The sequence below is a fragment of the Photobacterium sp. DA100 genome, from assembly GCF_029223585.1.
Lineage (GTDB): Bacteria > Pseudomonadota > Gammaproteobacteria > Enterobacterales > Vibrionaceae > Photobacterium.
The window spans coordinates 1,094,752-1,112,341 of sequence record NZ_CP119423.1 but is presented as its reverse complement, the minus strand read 5'-3'; the positions used below and the strand labels follow the sequence as shown (position 1 = coordinate 1,112,341).

The 17,590-nt window shown below is 49.4% G+C and carries 13 protein-coding genes; 9 read left to right on the top strand and 4 right to left on the bottom strand.

All coding sequences use genetic code 11. The features are described from left to right. Positions 1-43 precede the first annotated feature (43 nt). Positions 44-1,270: an outer membrane protein transport protein gene (locus PTW35_RS05525; protein WP_281027442.1), complete on the top strand. Its 1,227-nt coding sequence runs from the start codon at positions 44-46 to the stop codon at positions 1,268-1,270. Between the two features lie 40 nt (positions 1,271-1,310). Then, the gene (locus PTW35_RS05520) at positions 1,311-3,725 is read left to right on the top strand and encodes a VolA/Pla-1 family phospholipase (RefSeq protein ID WP_281026847.1); all 2,415 of its coding nucleotides are present in this window, start codon (positions 1,311-1,313) and stop codon (positions 3,723-3,725) included. A gap of 104 nt (positions 3,726-3,829) precedes the next feature. Here the strand turns inward: PTW35_RS05520 and PTW35_RS05515 are convergent, their stop codons facing one another. Next, positions 3,830-4,435: a peroxiredoxin C gene (locus PTW35_RS05515; protein WP_107291817.1), complete on the bottom strand. Its 606-nt coding sequence runs from the start codon at positions 4,433-4,435 to the stop codon at positions 3,830-3,832. A gap of 313 nt (positions 4,436-4,748) precedes the next feature. Here PTW35_RS05515 and PTW35_RS05510 point away from each other — a divergent pair, with 313 nt between their 5' ends. After that, on the top strand, positions 4,749-6,071 hold the full coding sequence (locus PTW35_RS05510) for a Na+/H+ antiporter family protein (RefSeq protein WP_281026846.1): 1,323 nt from the start codon (positions 4,749-4,751) through the stop codon (positions 6,069-6,071). A 144-nt stretch (positions 6,072-6,215) separates the two neighbouring features. On the opposite strand, the gene ltrA is transcribed toward PTW35_RS05510, so the two are convergent. After that, entirely contained in the window at positions 6,216-7,508 is a 1,293-nt protein-coding gene (ltrA, locus tag PTW35_RS05505) for a group II intron reverse transcriptase/maturase (protein WP_348637735.1), read from the bottom strand. Between the two features lie 658 nt (positions 7,509-8,166). After that, positions 8,167-8,505 carry a Grx4 family monothiol glutaredoxin gene (locus tag PTW35_RS05500; protein WP_039456904.1) on the bottom strand — a complete coding sequence of 113 codons (339 nt, stop codon included), beginning with the start codon at positions 8,503-8,505 and terminating at the stop codon, positions 8,167-8,169. Between the two features lie 299 nt (positions 8,506-8,804). On the opposite strand from PTW35_RS05500, the gene sodB reads away from it, so the two are divergent. Continuing rightward, complete coding sequence (sodB, locus tag PTW35_RS05495; RefSeq protein WP_039456908.1) at positions 8,805-9,389, top strand: superoxide dismutase [Fe]; 585 nt, start codon at positions 8,805-8,807, stop codon at positions 9,387-9,389. A 95-nt stretch (positions 9,390-9,484) separates the two neighbouring features. Here sodB and asd read toward each other — a convergent pair whose 3' ends face one another. Then, on the bottom strand, positions 9,485-10,603 hold the full coding sequence (gene asd, locus PTW35_RS05490) for an aspartate-semialdehyde dehydrogenase (protein ID WP_044622890.1): 1,119 nt from the start codon (positions 10,601-10,603) through the stop codon (positions 9,485-9,487). Positions 10,604-11,399: 796 nt separating this feature from the next. On the opposite strand from asd, the gene nhaC reads away from it, so the two are divergent. The 5 genes from nhaC (at position 11,400) to hcp (ending at position 17,478) form a co-directional block, all read left to right on the top strand. Then, entirely contained in the window at positions 11,400-12,851 is a 1,452-nt protein-coding gene (nhaC, locus tag PTW35_RS05485; protein ID WP_281026845.1) for a Na+/H+ antiporter NhaC, read from the top strand. A gap of 476 nt (positions 12,852-13,327) precedes the next feature. Continuing rightward, a complete protein-coding gene (locus PTW35_RS05480; protein ID WP_281026844.1) occupies positions 13,328-14,047 on the top strand; it encodes a nucleoside recognition domain-containing protein in 720 nt (239 codons plus the stop codon). Next, positions 14,047-14,511 (top strand): YjiG family protein, encoded by a 465-nt coding sequence (locus tag PTW35_RS05475; RefSeq protein WP_281026843.1) that lies wholly within the window; start codon positions 14,047-14,049, stop codon positions 14,509-14,511. The genes PTW35_RS05480 and PTW35_RS05475 overlap by 1 nt, the downstream gene beginning before the upstream one ends. 80 nt (positions 14,512-14,591) lie before the next feature. After that, a complete protein-coding gene (locus tag PTW35_RS05470) occupies positions 14,592-15,713 on the top strand; it encodes a M20 family metallopeptidase (protein ID WP_281026842.1) in 1,122 nt (373 codons plus the stop codon). Between the two features lie 415 nt (positions 15,714-16,128). Then, complete coding sequence (gene hcp, locus PTW35_RS05465) at positions 16,129-17,478, top strand: hydroxylamine reductase (RefSeq protein ID WP_281026841.1); 1,350 nt, start codon at positions 16,129-16,131, stop codon at positions 17,476-17,478. Positions 17,479-17,590 lie beyond the last annotated feature (112 nt).

Here is a 17,590-nt window from a genome sequence, read left to right as displayed (position 1 = left end):
GGATCGAAGAACAAGAAGTAACTCACTCTAAAAGGCATGCATAATAATGACTAAGAAAATCACTCTAACGGCGCTCGCCGTTTCCGCAGCGCTCCTCAGTATCAACGCTCACTCGGCTGGCTTCCAAGTTAACGAACACTCTGCCTCCGGCCTTGGTCGCGCTTTTTCTGGCGAAGTGGCAGTCGCAGACAATGCGTCGGTACTGGCCCGTAACCCAGCCGCGATGATGATGTTCGACCGGATGCAATTCTCAGGTGCGGTCTCATACATTGACCCGCAAATCGATGTCACTGCGGAAACAATTGGCGAAACGGCGAAGGATGTCGCGCCAACCGCCGTGGTTCCAGCCGGTTACTTCATCCAGCCAATCAACGATAAGTTTGCTTGGGGACTGGCGATGTTTACCAACTACGGTTTTGCCACAGAGTATCCTGCTGATTTCCACTTCGGCACCGATGCCGGTACAACCGACCTGCTCACCCTCAACCTCAATCCCAACATCGCTTACCGCATCAACGAACAATTCAGTATTGGTGCGGGCATCAACATGGTGTATGCCGACGCCGAACTGCTGCGCCATTACGGCGGCCTCAACCCATCCAATCCAAGTGCGGATCTCCTGAAACTGGCAGGCGATACCATTGATTGGGGCTGGAACATTGGTTTTCTTTATGAATATAACAAAAACAACCGCTTCGGCCTGAGCTACCGCTCGGAAGTAGAGCTGAAGTTTGATGGCGACTTTACCGATTACAGCGGTGCATTTATCAAAGACGGTGCACCTGGCGATACCGTACCCGGCAAACTCAATGTGATCACCCCGGCCATTGCCGAATTTGGCGGCTTCCATCAGCTAAACAACCAATGGGCCGTTCACTATGGCGTGCAGTGGGTCCAGTGGAGCAAGTTCAAAGAGCTTCGTGCCACCAGCGATCAGTGTGTCGACAATGTGTGCTTGCTCAAAGAGGAAGACTACGACGATAACTTCCGCTACTCCATTGGTGCCACCTACAACCTCAACCCTGACTGGACACTTCGCGCTGGCTTTGCGTTCGATGAGCAGGCGGGCAAATCTACCCTGAGTATTCCCGATACCGACCGTTACTGGTACTCGGCTGGATTTACCTACAACTACAGCAACCAGATGACATTCGACTTTGGCTTTACCTACCTTTACGGCAAGAGCAGTACTTTCGAAGAAAGTGGCGAGACATTCAACGCCACCAATGATGCGTACCTAACCTCGGCGCAGATTAACTACATCTTCTAATCCGGTAGGAAACAATAAATTCAGTTAAGGGATCACCACAATGAACAAAAGTATTTTAGCTCTGAGCATTGCCGCCTCACTGGCCCTGGCCGGCTGTGGTAACGACGCAAAAGTCGAGAATAAAGTCAGCTATGAAGATCACATCGCCAAGAGCTTGGAAGCCGATACCAAAATCAAATTTGATATATTGACGGCACCGATTCTGCCAACCTTCCTAGCCATGGACAGTACTGATGGAACACTGTCTACCGAGGGCAGTGTCGGTGATGAAAACTACAAAACCGACCTGTCTGACCCGCTAACCGCACTGGGTAAAACAGACGGTTGGAGTGTGTCACAGCCGATTGTATTGCCGTTTGATGGAAAGCTGGATGCCGCGAGTGCTTTGGATGCATTCCACCTTATAGAGACAACCAGTCCGCTGGCAGGTGCTCCTCAACTCATCAAAGTATTGGAACGCGGCCCTCTGAAAGACTACTTGCTGGTTCCCGGTGATGGAAAGATTACCATTTTCCCGAATTCACCACTGAACCCGAAATCTAACTATATGTTTGCCCTGACCGATAGCCTGCTTGATAGTGAAGGCGAGCCGGTCGGCATGTCCGAATCCTATGCAGCACTGAAAACAACCGTTAAACCGCCAAGCAGTGACCTTATCGGCGCACAGAAAGTCACCCATGCCATCGAGGCGACGGTTGCCGCGGTAAAAGGTATAGAGCCTAATTCAATCATCTACTCAAGCTGGTTCACTACCGGCTCGGTCGGTGATGTGCTTGATACTACAAAAGCCATCATTGCCCAGACGATTGGTACCGTTCAAGCCGGTGGGAAAGCGGAAGATATCTTAAAAGGTGAAGCCAATCCCAATAACGTCGATCTGTCCAGCCTGTACCAGATGAATATCAGTGAAGTCACTGATATTGAAACATTCTTTAATAACAGCGCTACCCTGCGCGCACTGGTTAGCAATGACCAGGACACGATTGATGATCTGGTCGCTGGTTACGTGGGAAATGGAATTAAAGTGTACACTGGTACCGTCAGCCTGCCTAACTTCCTCAACAGCAATACAGAAAATGAAGCGTGGAAGAAAACCCCATGGCAGAGCGCGGTACCTAGCCTTGCCAAGATCAGCAATGTCATGACCAACGGCTCCGATGCCGACAAAGCCGCGGTACAAGCCTCTTTGGACGGTATCGATATTGCCAAGCTGCTTGCCGGCGACAGTGCCGAGTTCATCAAACTGATTGGCCTGAAAGTCACGCTAGCCGATGGTTCGCAACTGGATGAAGAACGCCTGGTCACCCAATACAGCCCATTACCGCAAATCCAATCGGTCGATCAGGTACCCGTGCTGATGATCGTTCCACCAGCGGCTCTGGCACCGACGCCGGGGGTCGTGGTTTACCAGCACGGTATCACTTCGGTCAAGGAAACCGCCTACCTGTTCGGTGCCCAACATATCGGTGCCGCAGCAGCTACATCGGCAGTCCCGAAAGCCATTGTTGCTATCGACCACCCGCTTCACGGTGAACGTGCGCTGGCCGATGGTACCGTGACCACCGGCGAAACCGCTGACGTGTACATGAACCTCGAATACCTCAATGTTGCGCGTGACAATATCCGCCAGAGTATCATTGATGATCTAGGTCTTCGCACCTCGCTCTCTGTGATGGCTGGCAGCGGCCTTCCTACATTCCCAAGCCTGAATGTCATGGATGTCAGCTTCTTCGGCCACTCTCTCGGGGCTATTTCGGGCATCGGCACTTACCGTTTAGGCAACAAAACACTAGGCATCGATGAAGCTGATGCTTTGTTCAATTTCACCTCAGGGGCATTTGCCAACCCGGGCGGCGGTATTCCATCGCTATTGCTTGAGTCAAAGACCTTTGGGCCAACTATCAAGCATTCACTCATGCTGGGGGCAGAAGACGCAGCATACCTGGGTGCCTGTGGCGGAGCTGAAGATGGCGCTGCTTGTTTCGCTACTTTCTATGACAGCTTGGATGAAACAACCCAAGCAAAAGTCGACGGTACATTTACCGCCTTTGCCTATGCCGCTCAAACCGTGTTGGATACCATTGACCCCTACAACCTTGGACGTGATGTAGAAGGCCCTGTATATGTCATGCAGGCGGCCAATGACAGCGTGATACCAAACCAAACCACCAAGTATGGCATCATTGGTGGTACGGAGCCGTTAGCAAAACAGCTTGGCCTGGCTGACCTCAAGAACTATTCATCTGGCGAAGTCGCCCACATCGCTCGATTCAATATCGACTCCACTGCTCAGCACAGTACGGTAATCGGCCCGCAATTAGTCGACGGCGAAGGAACTGCTATTGATCCTGTCACCGCCCAAGCTGCCACCGATCAGGCTCAGCTGCAAGTTGCGACGTTCTCAGCGAATGCTGGACAAGGTATTGTTGTCACCCGTCCGGATATGATCAACTAAGTCAATAATAGTGACATAAAGAAGGCTAGCCTTTCGGCTAACCTTCTTTTTATCTTCGCTCACCGCCAACCCCACTTTCGGTCGGCGGTAACTAAACTGCCGATTTACAGGTCGTCGGTATGCTCAGACAGGTAAGCCGCTACACCTTGTGGTGACGCATCCATCCCCTCTTTGCCTTTCTCCCACTGGGCCGGACACACTTCGCCGTGCTCTTCGTGGAACTGCAGCGCATCAACCATACGCAGCATTTCATCGATGTTACGGCCTAACGGCAGATCATTGACAACCTGGTGGCGGACCACGCCTTCTCGGTCAATCAGGAAAGAGCCACGGAAAGCGACACCCGCTTCAGGATGCTCAACATCGTAGGCCTGGCAGATCTCATGCTTGGTATCCGCAATCAGCGGGTACTGGACAGGACCGATACCACCGTCTTCGACTGCGGTGTTACGCCATGCATTGTGGGAGAACTGGGAGTCGATAGAAACCCCGATCACTTCCACCCCCTTGTCCTGGAAGTCAGCAAAACGCTTGTCAAAGGCGATCAATTCCGATGGGCAGACGAACGTGAAATCAAGCGGGTAAAAGAACAGCACCGCAGGCTTGCCTGCAATATGGCTGTGTAGGTTGAAGGCATCAACGATTTCACCGTTACCAAGTACTGCCGCGGCAGTAAAATCCGGGGCCGGGCGGCCAACTAGAACACTCATAACAAACTCCATGTTGTTGGCTTGGCTGTTTTTTGTTCAACAACCGAAACCAAAGTAAGATCATGCAGTAATATCTATGTACTACTGCCGAATATTCATACCATAATGGCGAAACCAGTATAGACAGGGTAAAGTGACAAGGCTTAGACACGCAGCACAATAAAGAAAATTCCTTCACAACATGAATTTTTATTCTACATGTTGTAAATTAATTTCCTTTGAGCAAAACAGCCAAAACAAATAAGAAACATTGCACATAGCGTGCAAACTTCGAGCAAATCACGACATAACACAATGGACGGATCTTAAGTTTATGAACCCAGTAGTAATTTCGGTATGCGTTATGCTTTTGCTCGCATTATTGCGAGTAAACGTTGTTGTCGCGCTTACCTTCAGTGCCATTCTTGGTGGCCTGATTGGCGGGATGCCACTTTCGGAAACCATCTCAGCTTTCGAAGGCGGTTTGGGTGGCGGTGCCACCACGGCATTGAGCTATGCCATGCTAGGTACGTTTGCCGTAGCGATTTCTCGCTCTGGCATTACCGACGTCCTGGCCCAAAAAGTTATCAAGCGTATCAGTGGCCATGACAATGCTGCCGCTGCCACGGGCGTAAAGTATTCTGTTTTAATCATTCTTGTGCTTCTAGCCATTTCTTCTCAGAATGCGATCCCGGTTCACATTGCGTTTATCCCAATTGTGATCCCGCCCCTACTCCATGTTTTCGCCAAGCTGAAAATTGACCGCCGCTTGATTGCCTGTGTGCTGACATTCGGCCTGGTCACACCATACATGGTTCTGCCAGTTGGCTTCGGTGGTATTTTCCTCAACAACATCCTGTTGAAGAACCTGCATGATAACGGCCTTGACGTGTCAGCCAGCCAAGTACCTTTCGCCATGCTGCTGCCTGCTCTGGGGATGATTTTCGGCCTGTTGGTGGCAACATTCTTTACCTACCGCAAACCACGCGAATACTCTGAAGAGCAGATCCTGGCAGCGGAGCCTGAGCACAAAGAGATCAACATGCAGCATGTCTACATTGCTGTCGGTGCGATTATCGCTGCTCTGGGGGCTCAGCTATACAGCGGCTCGATGATTGTTGGTGGCTTGATTGGCTTCATGGTGTTTACCTTCGGTGGGGTGATCAAGTGGAAGGAGACCCATGACGTGTTCACCAAAGGTGTCCACATGATGGCGATGATCGGCTTTATCATGATTGCTGCTGCTGGCTTCGCCTCGGTAATGAAAGCCACTGGTGGCGTTGAAACACTGGTTAGCTCGCTGGCTGAGATTATTGGCGACAACAAGCCGCTTGCTGCGCTGCTGATGTTGGTAGTTGGCCTGTTGGTAACGATGGGGATCGGCTCTTCGTTCTCGACCATTCCTATCCTGGCGACGATTTACGTACCACTATGCCTAACCTTCGGGTTCTCCCCGCTGGCAACCGTAGCCCTTGTAGGTACGGCAGCAGCGCTGGGGGATGCAGGTTCGCCGGCTTCTGACTCTACCCTGGGTCCAACAGCAGGCTTGAATGCAGACGGACAGCACGAGCACGTCTGGGACTCCGTCGTACCGACGTTTATCCACTACAACCTTCCACTGATTGCCTTCGGCTGGATGGCTGCAATGGTGTTGTAAGGCAAACTGCCTAGGCGTTCAAGCCTCACTCCAACATCGGCCAGCCGGTTTTCCGGCTGGCCTTTTTATTGCCTAATAATTCTTACCAAATTAAATAGTTACACAGATAATCGAGTAGGAGGAGGCCTCGCGGCCTCCGTCCTCTCACACCACCGTACAAGCGTGGGTCGCATACGGCGGTTCCGAATATATTTTCAGTGACTCATACCCATCTCTCAATGAGTACATGCCCATCTCCTTGAACCGTTTCGTTGGCATGGCCTGATTGAGCTGCGGCGATAAAGCCAGATGCCACCATCCTTTCTCTGACATCGCTAGCTTCCAAGCATTGCGCTCGTTTACGCCTTCTTGGCGTAACCATATCGCTATGCTGTGTCTGCGTTTTCGCTGCTTGAGTCGGTAGCACCGTAAGCGCCGTCTTATCCATTCATCCAAGCGCTGCATCGCGCTTTTCCGCATGGCGAGCTTGAAGTAGTGTTGCCAACCTCTTAGATATTGAGTTAGTTCGACTATTACTGTCTTCAACTCTCGTCCTCGATTCCGCTTCGTTATTTGACGCACTCGCTTCTTCATGTGAGTTTGTGCTGTCTTCGAGATATGGATACTTCCATCTCGTTGGAAGCGATGGCCTAAGTAAGTCCGCTCTGTCACTCTTGTTGCTGCACTCTTCTCCCGGTTGACCGTGAGTTTCAGTTTCTGCTCCAAGAACTCCGTTATCGAGGCTTTTACTCGATTTGCGGCTTCCTCACTGTGCACGTAGATTTGGCAGTCGTCTGCATATCGGCAGAACTTATGCCCTCTTCGTTCAAGCTCTTTATCCAACTCATCTAATACGATATTTGATAGCAGCGGAGATAATGGGCCACCCTGTGGTGTCCCTCGTTGCCTCTGCTCGACTAACCCGTTTCGCATTATGCCTGCCTGTAGGTATGACCTGATCAGCTTCAGTACCCGTTTATCTGTGATATCTTTCGATAACCTGTGCATCAGCCTATCGTGGTTCACAGTATCGAAGTATTTCGCTAGGTCAACATCGACTACATAACCCCGCCCCTCCCTGATGTAGTGGCTTGCTGCCGCCAGAGCATGGTGGGCACTACGGTTGGGCCTGAACCCGTAACTGCTGTTGGAGAACTTAGGTTCGTAGATATCTGTCAGGACTGATGTGATGGCCTGCTGGACGATCCTATCAAGTACCGTTGGGATACCTAGCTGCCTCACTCCCCCACTAGGTTTAGGGATTTCTACACCCAAGACGGGTTGGGGTTGATAGCTACCGTCCAGAAGGCTCTGGCGGAGCGCTTGCCCATTGGAAGACTGCCGAAGCACCGAGATAGTGGCTGCTATGTCGAGTTTATCAACCCCAGCACATCCCTTGTTCTTCTTTACTCTTCTCAGGGCTTGGTTCAGATTCGTTGATGAACAGATCTGCTCCATCAACTGAGTGGAGGTCACCAAGACTCGTCCTCCTGTCTACGCCAAACATGCTTGTCATTCTTCGTGGCCATGAGCGTCACTTGCGGTGTTGCCCATTGGTACGTAGAGATATTGTTCATCTTGCTATGACTCCACATGATTGAGTGTCTAATGACTGCTTCTTGATATATTCAGTTCCGGCCTTCCCTTGGGTTGTACTTCCCCAAGGTACTATGCCTTCTGCTGACTTCTTATTAACCGTCACGCAGCATCACTGCTGCACTAGTCTCGTCCGAGACAGCTAATAAGATCTCCCGAGGTAAGACGTTGTTCTTTCCCTTGGTTGTGCCTGATTTACCCGTACACACTTCCCGTCGAGGCATTGGGCTATTCTATATATGGCTAGGTTACCCAAGTTGTACTGGCCTACTATCAGATTTCTGTTCGTCACAACCAAGTTTTGCCGTTTGCTTCCTTCAGATCCCACCTCACGGTGGGCACCCTTGCATAGGCTAACGGTTCTCGCTCGACTGAGCCCGTAGAGGACTTTCACCTCCTAGAACAACGCCATGCTCGGCGCACCAAAAACACCCCGAGGAAGACTCTTCCTTGGGGTGTCCTGCGAATACAGCGTTAGTAGCCGATGATGAACCCGTCTACCTACTCTCCGTTCGACAGATTATTCTGCTGCTTCACCGTCACGACGCTCAGCCGCTTCTTTGATCAATGGCTGAAGCTCGCCTTTCTGGAACATCTCGATGATGATGTCACAACCGCCGATAAGCTCACCTTCAACCCATAGCTGAGGGAAGGTAGGCCACTGCGCGTAGGCTGGAAGCTCAGCGCGGATATCAGGGTTCTGCAGAATATCGACATAAGCAAACTTTTCACCGCATGCCATCAGCGCTTGTGCCGCCTGGGAAGAAAAACCACAGCTTGGCAGTTTCGGTGAGCCTTTCATGTACAACAGAATTGAGTTTTCAGCGATCTGTTGTTTAATCTTGTCGATGGTTTCCATAGCTTCCTCTTACGACTTTGCTTTATAAGTTGACTATCACAGACATCATTCTACTTGCTCTCGCGCCGGAAAAAAATGCCTAAAAAAAGTAAGGACATTATTTTTCAACTCTTTTTTAGCTTTCAACTCTTTTAATAAAGAAAAAACTTGCTAAAATGATTTCACTGTCACAATTTAGACCCATACCTCGCGGTATAGTAATCCGGTGACAATAGTCAGTTTCAAATAATAAGTTGGCCCTAGCCGACTGGAAGCAATGTCAAGGGAAACGCCCCTTAACCAAAATGGAGAATCGAGCAATGGCATTCGAACTACCAGCTCTACCTTACGAAAAAAATGCTCTTGAGCCACACATCTCTCAGGAAACTCTTGAGTACCACCACGGCAAGCACCACAACACTTACGTGGTAAAACTAAACGGTCTTATCGAAGGTACTGAGCTAGAAGAAAAATCACTAGAAGAAATCGTTAAGACTTCTACTGGTGGCGTATTCAACAATGCAGCTCAGATCTGGAACCACACTTTCTACTGGCACTGCCTAGCGCCAAACGCAGGTGGCGAGCCAACAGGCGAAGTTGCAGAAGCAATCAACGCAGCATTTGGTTCTTTCGAAGCGTTCAAAGCGAAATTCACTGATTCTGCAATCAACAACTTCGGTTCTTCTTGGACTTGGCTTGTGAAAAAGGCTGACGGCTCTCTAGACATCGTTAACACGTCTAATGCTGGTACTCCGCTGACTGAAGAAGGTGTTACTCCTCTTCTAACTGTTGATCTGTGGGAACACGCTTACTACATCGATTACCGCAACCTACGTCCAGACTACATGAATGGTTTCTGGGCTCTGGTTAACTGGGACTTCGTTGCGAAGAACCTAGCAGCCTAATCGCGCAAAGATTCCCCCTCTTTCAACTTGCCATAGAGTTGAAACGAAAAAACGCCTGCAAATGCAGGCGTTTTATTTGGCTCAAGTAAGCCTTATTAATGCTTTTCAGCCAAGATAATACGCAGGGTGCGGCGTAGTGGCTCTGCAGCCCCCCACAATAGCTGATCACCCACAGTGAACGCATTGAGGTAGTCATCACCCATCGCCAGCTTACGCAAACGGCCAACAGGAATCGACAGCGTCCCTGTTACCTTAGTCGGGCTTAGCTCTTGGACAGTCACATCGCGGTCATTCGGGATCACTTTTACCCAATCGTTATGCGATGCGATAATTTCCTCTACTTCGTCCATGGGCACGGCTTTTTTCAGCTTCAGTGTCAAAGCCTGGCTGTGGCAACGCATTGCACCGATACGCACGCAGGTACCGTCAATAGGAATTGGGTTGTTATCAAGCCCCAAGATCTTGTTGGTTTCCACCGAGCCTTTCCACTCTTCTTTACTTTGGCCATTGTCGCGCTTCACATCAATCCAAGGGATTAACGAACCTGCCAGCGGCGCGCCAAACTCAGAAGCAGGGAAATCATCAGAACGCATGGTCTCGGCGACTTTACGATCGATATCCAAAATAGAAGTGGAAGGATCAGCCAGTTCGCTAGACACCGCATCATTGATCACACCCATCTGGCTGATCAGCTCACGCATGTTCTTTGCACCAGCCCCTGAAGCTGCCTGGTAAGTCTGGGAGGTCATCCACTCCACCAAGCCGGCCTGGTACAGGCCCCCTACAGCCATCAGCATAAGGCTTACCGTACAGTTACCACCGGCAAAAGTACTCACACCGTTATGCAGACCTTGCTGCATCTGGTCAAAGTTCACCGGGTCAAGGGCAATAATTGAATCTTCTTTCATGCGCAAGGTTGATGCCGCATCGATCCAGTAGCCTTTCCAGCCTGCTTGGCGAAGTGCTGGGTACACTTTCTCGGTATAGCTGCCACCCTGACAGGTAACAATCGCGTCCAACTGTTTCAGGCGCTGAATATCAAACGCATCCTGAAGGACACCGGCATCCTTACCAAAATTTGGGGCTGGGATCCCAACTTGGGACGTAGAGAAGAAAACAGGGTCAATCACATTGAAATCACCCTCTTCTACCATACGTTGCATTAGGACTGAGCCCACCATGCCTCGCCAACCCACTAATCCTACTTTCATCATGTGCACAACACTCCCTGATCATTGTTCTATCGGTATAACTATTGGTCTGCTGGTACGACCATCTAAACAAAAACGGCCAATAGTTATAACGACAGGCAGACCCCCATCTATAGTAATTTCAGCAAGGAAACTCAAGCAGAAGTTGCAAAAAAGCTGTAAAAAAAATCACCAGGCTGTAAAGGAAAGCCGCAAATAATATTACATCCTGCACTATCCAACTTTAAATCCCCACACTATTTTTGGTGAAATTTCGGGCTAGAAGACAAACAACCACCGGATAATTTACACACAAATCGCTACTATATGTATAAAAACAAAGCTGAAAGATTAAAATAAACCGAAACGACCACAAGTAATCACCATCACTTTTTTTGATCATTTCGCCACACATTGATAACCTACCATAACCATAAGCAGCGAAGCTTAATTCTGGAATATTACCACTTGTATGGTTATATCATCTATTCATTAATGGAATTTCACACACGGAAACAATACAAACAAACAGTCAAAAAACAAACAAAACACAAATTAAGCACGCTCAATTAACAATAAATCAAAATGCAAACATCAATTTTTAAAGGGTTTAGATAGCAATTTGTATGAGATCACATCTAGAGACATTTTCTATCGTGACAACAAAAGCTATCCGCTAGAGTAGCGGCAAATCATTGCTAGTCCCCTTTAGCAGACCGTAATGGTCATCAAAATTATTACAAAGTAATTCCTTGGGACGAGAAATAGGCTCCAAAGGAATATTCACTCTTTACAGGCTCGAACTTACAAGGTTAGAAGTATGAACAAACAGACTGTAAAACTACCGTCGCTGACTCAGGTCTTTATTGCCCTCGGTATTTTTCTTGCGCTGGCTTTCTCTTTTACTGCGAAACTCGATTTACCTATCCAGCTAGCACTTTACATTGGTTGGTTCGTGATCATCGCACTAGGCATAAAGCTTGGACATGATTACAAATCGCTAGAAACAGCCGCCACCAAAGGCATTGCTAACGGCCTCGGAGCGGTACTGATCCTGTTGGCTGTCGGTGCTCTTGTTGGTACCTGGATTGCTGGCGGTATTGTACCGACCATCATTTATTACGGATTGAAAGCGATCCACCCATCCATCTTCCTGCTTGCCACTATGCTGATCTGTTCGATGACAGCATTGGCGACCGGTACCTCTTGGGGCGCGGCAGGTACCGCCGGTATTGCCATGATGGGTATTGGCCAGGGGCTGGGTATTCCGGCACCGATGACTGCCGGTGCCGTGCTCTCCGGTTGTTACTTCGGTGACAAGATGTCGCCGCTGTCAGATTCAGTGATCTTGGCGTCTTCGATGTCCAATGTGGAAATTGTTGAGCACATCAAAGGCATGCTACCGATTGCCCTGATCAGCTACATCATCACCGGCATCCTCTTTACCGCTGTAGGTATCCACTACGCCGGCAATGTCGATATGTCTCAGGTTGAATCAGTTATCATCGCAATGGAGCAGCAATTTGTGATCTCGCCGTTCTCTTTCATGCCGGTGATCATCGTACTTGCCCTGCTTGCCTTGCGACTGCCTTCTTTCCCAGTCATTTCACTTGGCTCCCTGCTGGGTATCGTTTGGGCGGTAATGGTTCAGGATATGGACCCGCTAGTTGCCTTCAACACCGCTTGGGCACCATTCTCTATCGACTCGGGAGTTGATTTCATCGATGCAATTCTGAACCGGGGCGGTATGTCATCAATGCTGGGCTCGGTAGCGGTGATCGTCTTCGGCCTTGGCTTCGGTGGCCTGCTGGATAAAGTGGGTGTACTACAGACTATTGCCAAGCTATTCGAGAAGCGTGTTAACTCGGCAGGCAGCCTATCGGTATCGACTATTGCTACTGCTTTCCTAGGCAACGTGTTCGGCTCAGCAATGTACGTATCATTGATCCTGACACCGAAAATCTGTGCCAAGAACTACGACCGCTTGGGCTACCAGCGCAAGAACCTATCGCGCAATGCCGAGTTCGGCGGCACCCTGACATCAGGTATGGTGCCTTGGAGTGATAACGGTATCTACATGGCGAGCATCTTGGGTGTGGCAACCTTCTCGTATGCACCATTCATGTGGTTGAGCTTCGTGTGCATCATCGTCACCATTGTCTCGTCTTACATGGGTTGGTTCGTCGACCGTTGCCCACCGACAGAGGTTGCTGACAACAACGAAGATCAAAGTCAGCTGCAAGCGACTCAGGCACAGCAGCAAACAGCTTAACCCTCATTCCCCCCGCTATTTCCAGGGCGCCTTTAGGCGCCCTTTTCTTTATCTGTTCAAGAAAATAGTTGTAAACAAATATTAATGGGACTTATACTAACCTAAGCTCTCCAATCAGCACATTTATTATAGCCCACCTGCTCAAAATACAGTTTTAAAACACACAAAGTACAATATGGAAATGATTAATTAATATATAAAAAACAATTAATCATGCTTTAAAACATTGCTTTGTGATATTAAATTTTGTGAATGGGATATTAATGTAGATCACGATCACAAATACCGACCATTACCTCAATAGGATTAGCATTCAGTAGCACATATTGACCCCCGTCAATTATTTCCTATATAGATCAGGGACAATGACCTCGTTTCTATTTTGAGGCCTCTGTAACAGCAGCTTTTGTTGTGAAGAATTGTTACAGATTCCTTATTTTGGCCAATCGGCCTTTTTGATTCCTAAGAGGTTATATATGAGCAATCCAGCAGAAAAAAACCAAAAGGTAACGATAGGTGCATACATTGCCCTAGCGTTCGCTTTTGTGTTCTTTTCAGGTTTACTACAGACCAACGAATGGTACGGTGTATTTGATTTCAACACCCTAAACGGTTCTTTCGGTACCATGGCAAACAATGTCACTATGGCCGCTGATGGCGCTATTGAAGTGACAAAAACGACAATGCGCGGTACTGGTGGCAGCGGTGCACGTGACGGCTTCCTGTTCGCCCTAACCTTGGTTCCAACAGTTATGTTCGCGTTGGGTATGATCAATGTTCTTGAGCACTACGGTGCGCTGGACGCTGCTCGTAAACTTCTGACACCTCTTCTACGTCCACTAGTTGGTCTACCAGGTGATACCGGTCTGGCGCTAATCGCATCTCTGCAGAACACTGATTCCGGCGCATCAATGACTCGCCAGCTTCAGGAGGGTGGCCATATCACCCAACGCGAAACCGATGTATTCGCGATGTTCCAGTTCTCTGCCGGTGCGACCATTGTTAACTTCTTCTCTTCAGGCGCAGTGCTATTCACCCTAACCTATGCTGACGGCAGCAATGCAGTAACCTCTTCAATCGGTTTGGCAGTAGTCATCATGTTCGTGATGAAGATTGTTGGCGCGAACATTTTCCGCCTATACCTATCTGCCACAGACAAGAAAAACAACGTTTCTACTGAGAAGGAGACCGCATAATGTCTCAAGCAACTAAAAAACCAATGGTTACTGATATCTTCGTAGAAGGCGCGAAGAAAGGCTGGGCAATCTCTACCAGCTCAACGATTCCAAACGTACTGATGGCATTCGTGATCATCAAAGTACTTTCTCTTACCGGTGCACTAGACGCGATGGGCGTACTGTTCTCACCTATCATGGGCATCTTCGGCCTACCGGGCGAAGCAGCAGCCGTACTTATCGGTGCTTGGATGTCTATGGGCGGTGCAGTTGGTGTGGTGATCACCCTGTTTGACAGCGGTATCCTTGACGGTAACCACATCGCCATCCTTGCTCCAGCTATCTACCTAATGGGCTCTCAGGTGCAGTACCTTGGCCGTATCCTAGGTGTTATCGGTACAGAAGGCCGCCACATCCCGGTGATGGTTGCGATCTCTGTCCTGAACGCATTCATTGCCATGTTCGTAATGAATATCCTAGTGTAAATCACTACCTTTAAGGGGGCCTACTGCCCCCTTTTTCCTGTCGCTATTCATACCCCTAAGGGTTTCTCTCAGGAGCTAATATGAGTTTCTCACTGCAAGATTACTTGGAAGAACTACGCCCGCTGATCGATGTTGACTGCGGTACGCTAACCAAAGAAGGCATTGAAGTTATTGCCAACCAGATGGAACAGAAATACGTTGATCTGGGCTGGAACGTTAAGCGCATTGACTGCGGCATTGCTGGTACAGGTCTTGAAGTTCGCAACAAGCCTGAAGCAGAGCAAATTGACGTGATGCTAATCGGCCACATGGATACCGTTTTCCCTGTTGGCACTGTAGCCGCTCGCCCAATGACGTTTGACGACAAGCGTGCTTACGGTCCTGGCGTTTCCGACATGAAATCTGGCCTGCTGAACGTTGTTTACGCCCTGCGTGAAATGGACAAGGAAACCCTGGAAAAACTGTCTATCTGTGTATGCATGAACCCAGATGAAGAAATCGGTTCTCTGCACTCTGAAAAATGGCTGAAGAGCGTTGCCGTTAATGCGAAAAATGTATTGGTAGCGGAAGCTGCCCGTGCAGACGGCTCTTTGGTAAAAGCCCGCAAGGGTATGGCTCGCTACCGCCTGACCTTCGCTGGTAAAGCGGCACACGCAGGTAACGAACCACAAAACGGCCGCAGTGCTATCACTGAAATGGCCAACTGGATCCTGGCTATTAACGAGCTAACCAACTTTGAAAGCGGCACGACCCTAAACGTCGGTGTCGTTAAAGGTGGTGCAGGTGCCAACATTGTTCCAGACCACGCTGAAGCTGTGGTTGACGTTCGTTTCTGGGATAACGACGAATACGCTGCTGCCGATGCGAAGATCCGCACAATGGCAGAAACACCATTCGTTGACGGTGTAGCGATCACTATTGACCGCGAAGCGCACAAACCATCTATGGTCCCTTCTGAGAAGACAGAAGCGCTGATGGCGTTGGTTGAAGAATCAGGCAAAGAGCTAGGTATCGACATTACTTGGCAAGAAGTAGGTGGCGGTTCTGACGCCAACCTGACCGCCGTGCTGGGCATCCCGACACTAGACGGCCTTGGCCCTGCCGGTGCAGGTTTCCACAGTGCTGATGAGTACCTTGAGCTTGAAACTATCGAGCCTCGTATCCAGCTGCTGAAGAAAGTACTGACTAAAATTGCGGGTTAATTATCGTTAATTCACCGTATTAGACGAAAGGGCGCGACAGCGCCCTTTTTCATTATGAGCAAACACCCTTTGCATATCCCTTCGAACGTATTCGGCGCTTTTCATTTGTTTGGTAAGCCTCTATATGTTTCTCCCTCACCCTCGCTAAGTGTGCCTGGGCTAGCTTTTCTTTAATTTTTATAGAGATAGTCATAATTACCACAAATAAACAACCCGCGAGCAATAGGCTACACAAATACAAAACACTGTTCAATAGCACCCTTACAATCCATACATTTCGATACACCCACCAAAACCAGTATTTAATATGCATGTTATTTGCCAAAAATGATCTCGATCAATGACGTTACTGCTCTTTGCCCTTATCCTCACCCCATAAGTTGCAATATAAATACACCTTTAAAGGAATGCAATAATGTCGAACTTAGCAATGTTCTGTCACCAATGCTCTATGGCCCAGACTGGCGGCTGTGGTAGCACGGGAAAAACCCAAGGCACTTGTGGTAAAGACGAAAACCTTTCCCGCCTGCAAGATATTATGATTTTCGGCCTGAAGGGCCTTTCTGCCTATCGTACTCATGCCGATGATCTGGGTGCAGATACCAAGTCGATCGATGACGTGATTGCCGAAACCCTGTACTTCACGCTAACCAACGTGAACTTCAGCTTCGACCAGCATATTGCCCAACTGATGAAGATCGGTGGGGCCGGTAGCGAAATGATGTCTCGCCTCGGTGAGGCCCACCATGGCCGCTTAGGGATCCCTACCCCTGTTTGTGTGCCGCAAAACAAAGCAGAAGGTAAAGGTATCCTGGTTACTGGCCACGACCTTGAACTACTCGAGCGCCTGCTGATTGCCACCGAAGGTAAAGGCATCAATATCTACACCCACTCAGAAATGCTACCTGCTCACGGTTACCCTGAGCTACGCAAGTACAGCCACCTCAAGGGTAATATCGGTAAAGCTTGGTTCGACCAGAAACAACTGTTCCAGAAGTGGAACGGCACTATCATCGTGACCACCAACTGTATTGTCCCGCCAACTGGCCGCGCTGATTACGCCGACCGCCTGTACAGCTACGGCATCGTCGGTATCGATAACTGCCGCCAGCTTGAAGATGATTTCGGTCCATTAATCGAGCAAACGCTTAGCCTGCCGGACATCGAAGGCTTCGACAGCGAAGAAACCTTGATGACAGGCCACAACTACAAGACCATTCTAGGTCTGGCTCCGCAGATCCTCGAAGCCGTTAACGAAGGCAAGATCAAGCAGTTCTTCGTGGTTGCCGGGTGTGACAAGCCAGGCAAGCCGAATGACTACTTCCGCGAGTTGGCCCTGTCGATTCCGGAAGATTGCATCATCCTGACTTCTTCTTGCGGTAAGTTCCGGTTCAACGACCATGACTTCGGTACCGTTCCGGGCACAGAGATCCCACGCTACCTAGACCTTGGCCAGTGTAACGACAGCTACGGCGCAGTGATGATTGCGCTGGCATTGAGCGATGCGATGGGTGTGCCTGTTAACGATCTTCCAGTGAATATCGTCCTGTCTTGGATGGAGCAAAAAGCGGTATTGATCCTGCTGGCGCTGTTCAACCTGGGTATCCAAAACATCTACTTGGGCCCTAATCCACCAGAGTTTGTTAACGAAGATATCTTTGCCTTCTTGCAGCAGCAGTTCAACCTGCAGCTAACTGGTGATGCCAAGGACGATTTGGCTCGCATGCTGAACCCTCAGCCACAGCTAGACGTGGTTGAAGTGTAAACGGCAGTCATGCCCTCAGGCCGGCCCTCTGCTACCCACTAGGGGTCGGCCTACCCTTAATTAAAACAATAACACAGCAACGTGTTTGCCTGTGTCGATTACCTGCACCTGT

Coding starts and splice junctions, on each gene's coding strand:
- hcp (WP_281026841.1), top strand. CDS start 16,129: ATGTCGAACTTAGCAATGTTCTGTCACCAATGCTCTATGGCCCAGACT.
- asd (WP_044622890.1), bottom strand. CDS start 10,603: ATGATGAAAGTAGGATTAGTGGGTTGGCGAGGCATGGTGGGCTCAGTC.
- PTW35_RS05470 (WP_281026842.1), top strand. CDS start 14,592: ATGAGTTTCTCACTGCAAGATTACTTGGAAGAACTACGCCCGCTGATC.
- PTW35_RS05515 (WP_107291817.1), bottom strand. CDS start 4,435: ATGAGTGTTCTAGTTGGCCGCCCGGCCCCGGATTTTACTGCCGCGGCA.
- nhaC (WP_281026845.1), top strand. CDS start 11,400: ATGAACAAACAGACTGTAAAACTACCGTCGCTGACTCAGGTCTTTATT.
- PTW35_RS05520 (WP_281026847.1), top strand. CDS start 1,311: ATGAACAAAAGTATTTTAGCTCTGAGCATTGCCGCCTCACTGGCCCTG.
- PTW35_RS05500 (WP_039456904.1), bottom strand. CDS start 8,505: ATGGAAACCATCGACAAGATTAAACAACAGATCGCTGAAAACTCAATT.
- PTW35_RS05475 (WP_281026843.1), top strand. CDS start 14,047: ATGTCTCAAGCAACTAAAAAACCAATGGTTACTGATATCTTCGTAGAA.
- ltrA (WP_348637735.1), bottom strand. CDS start 7,508: ATGGAGCAGATCTGTTCATCAACGAATCTGAACCAAGCCCTGAGAAGA.
- sodB (WP_039456908.1), top strand. CDS start 8,805: ATGGCATTCGAACTACCAGCTCTACCTTACGAAAAAAATGCTCTTGAG.
- PTW35_RS05510 (WP_281026846.1), top strand. CDS start 4,749: ATGAACCCAGTAGTAATTTCGGTATGCGTTATGCTTTTGCTCGCATTA.
- PTW35_RS05480 (WP_281026844.1), top strand. CDS start 13,328: ATGAGCAATCCAGCAGAAAAAAACCAAAAGGTAACGATAGGTGCATAC.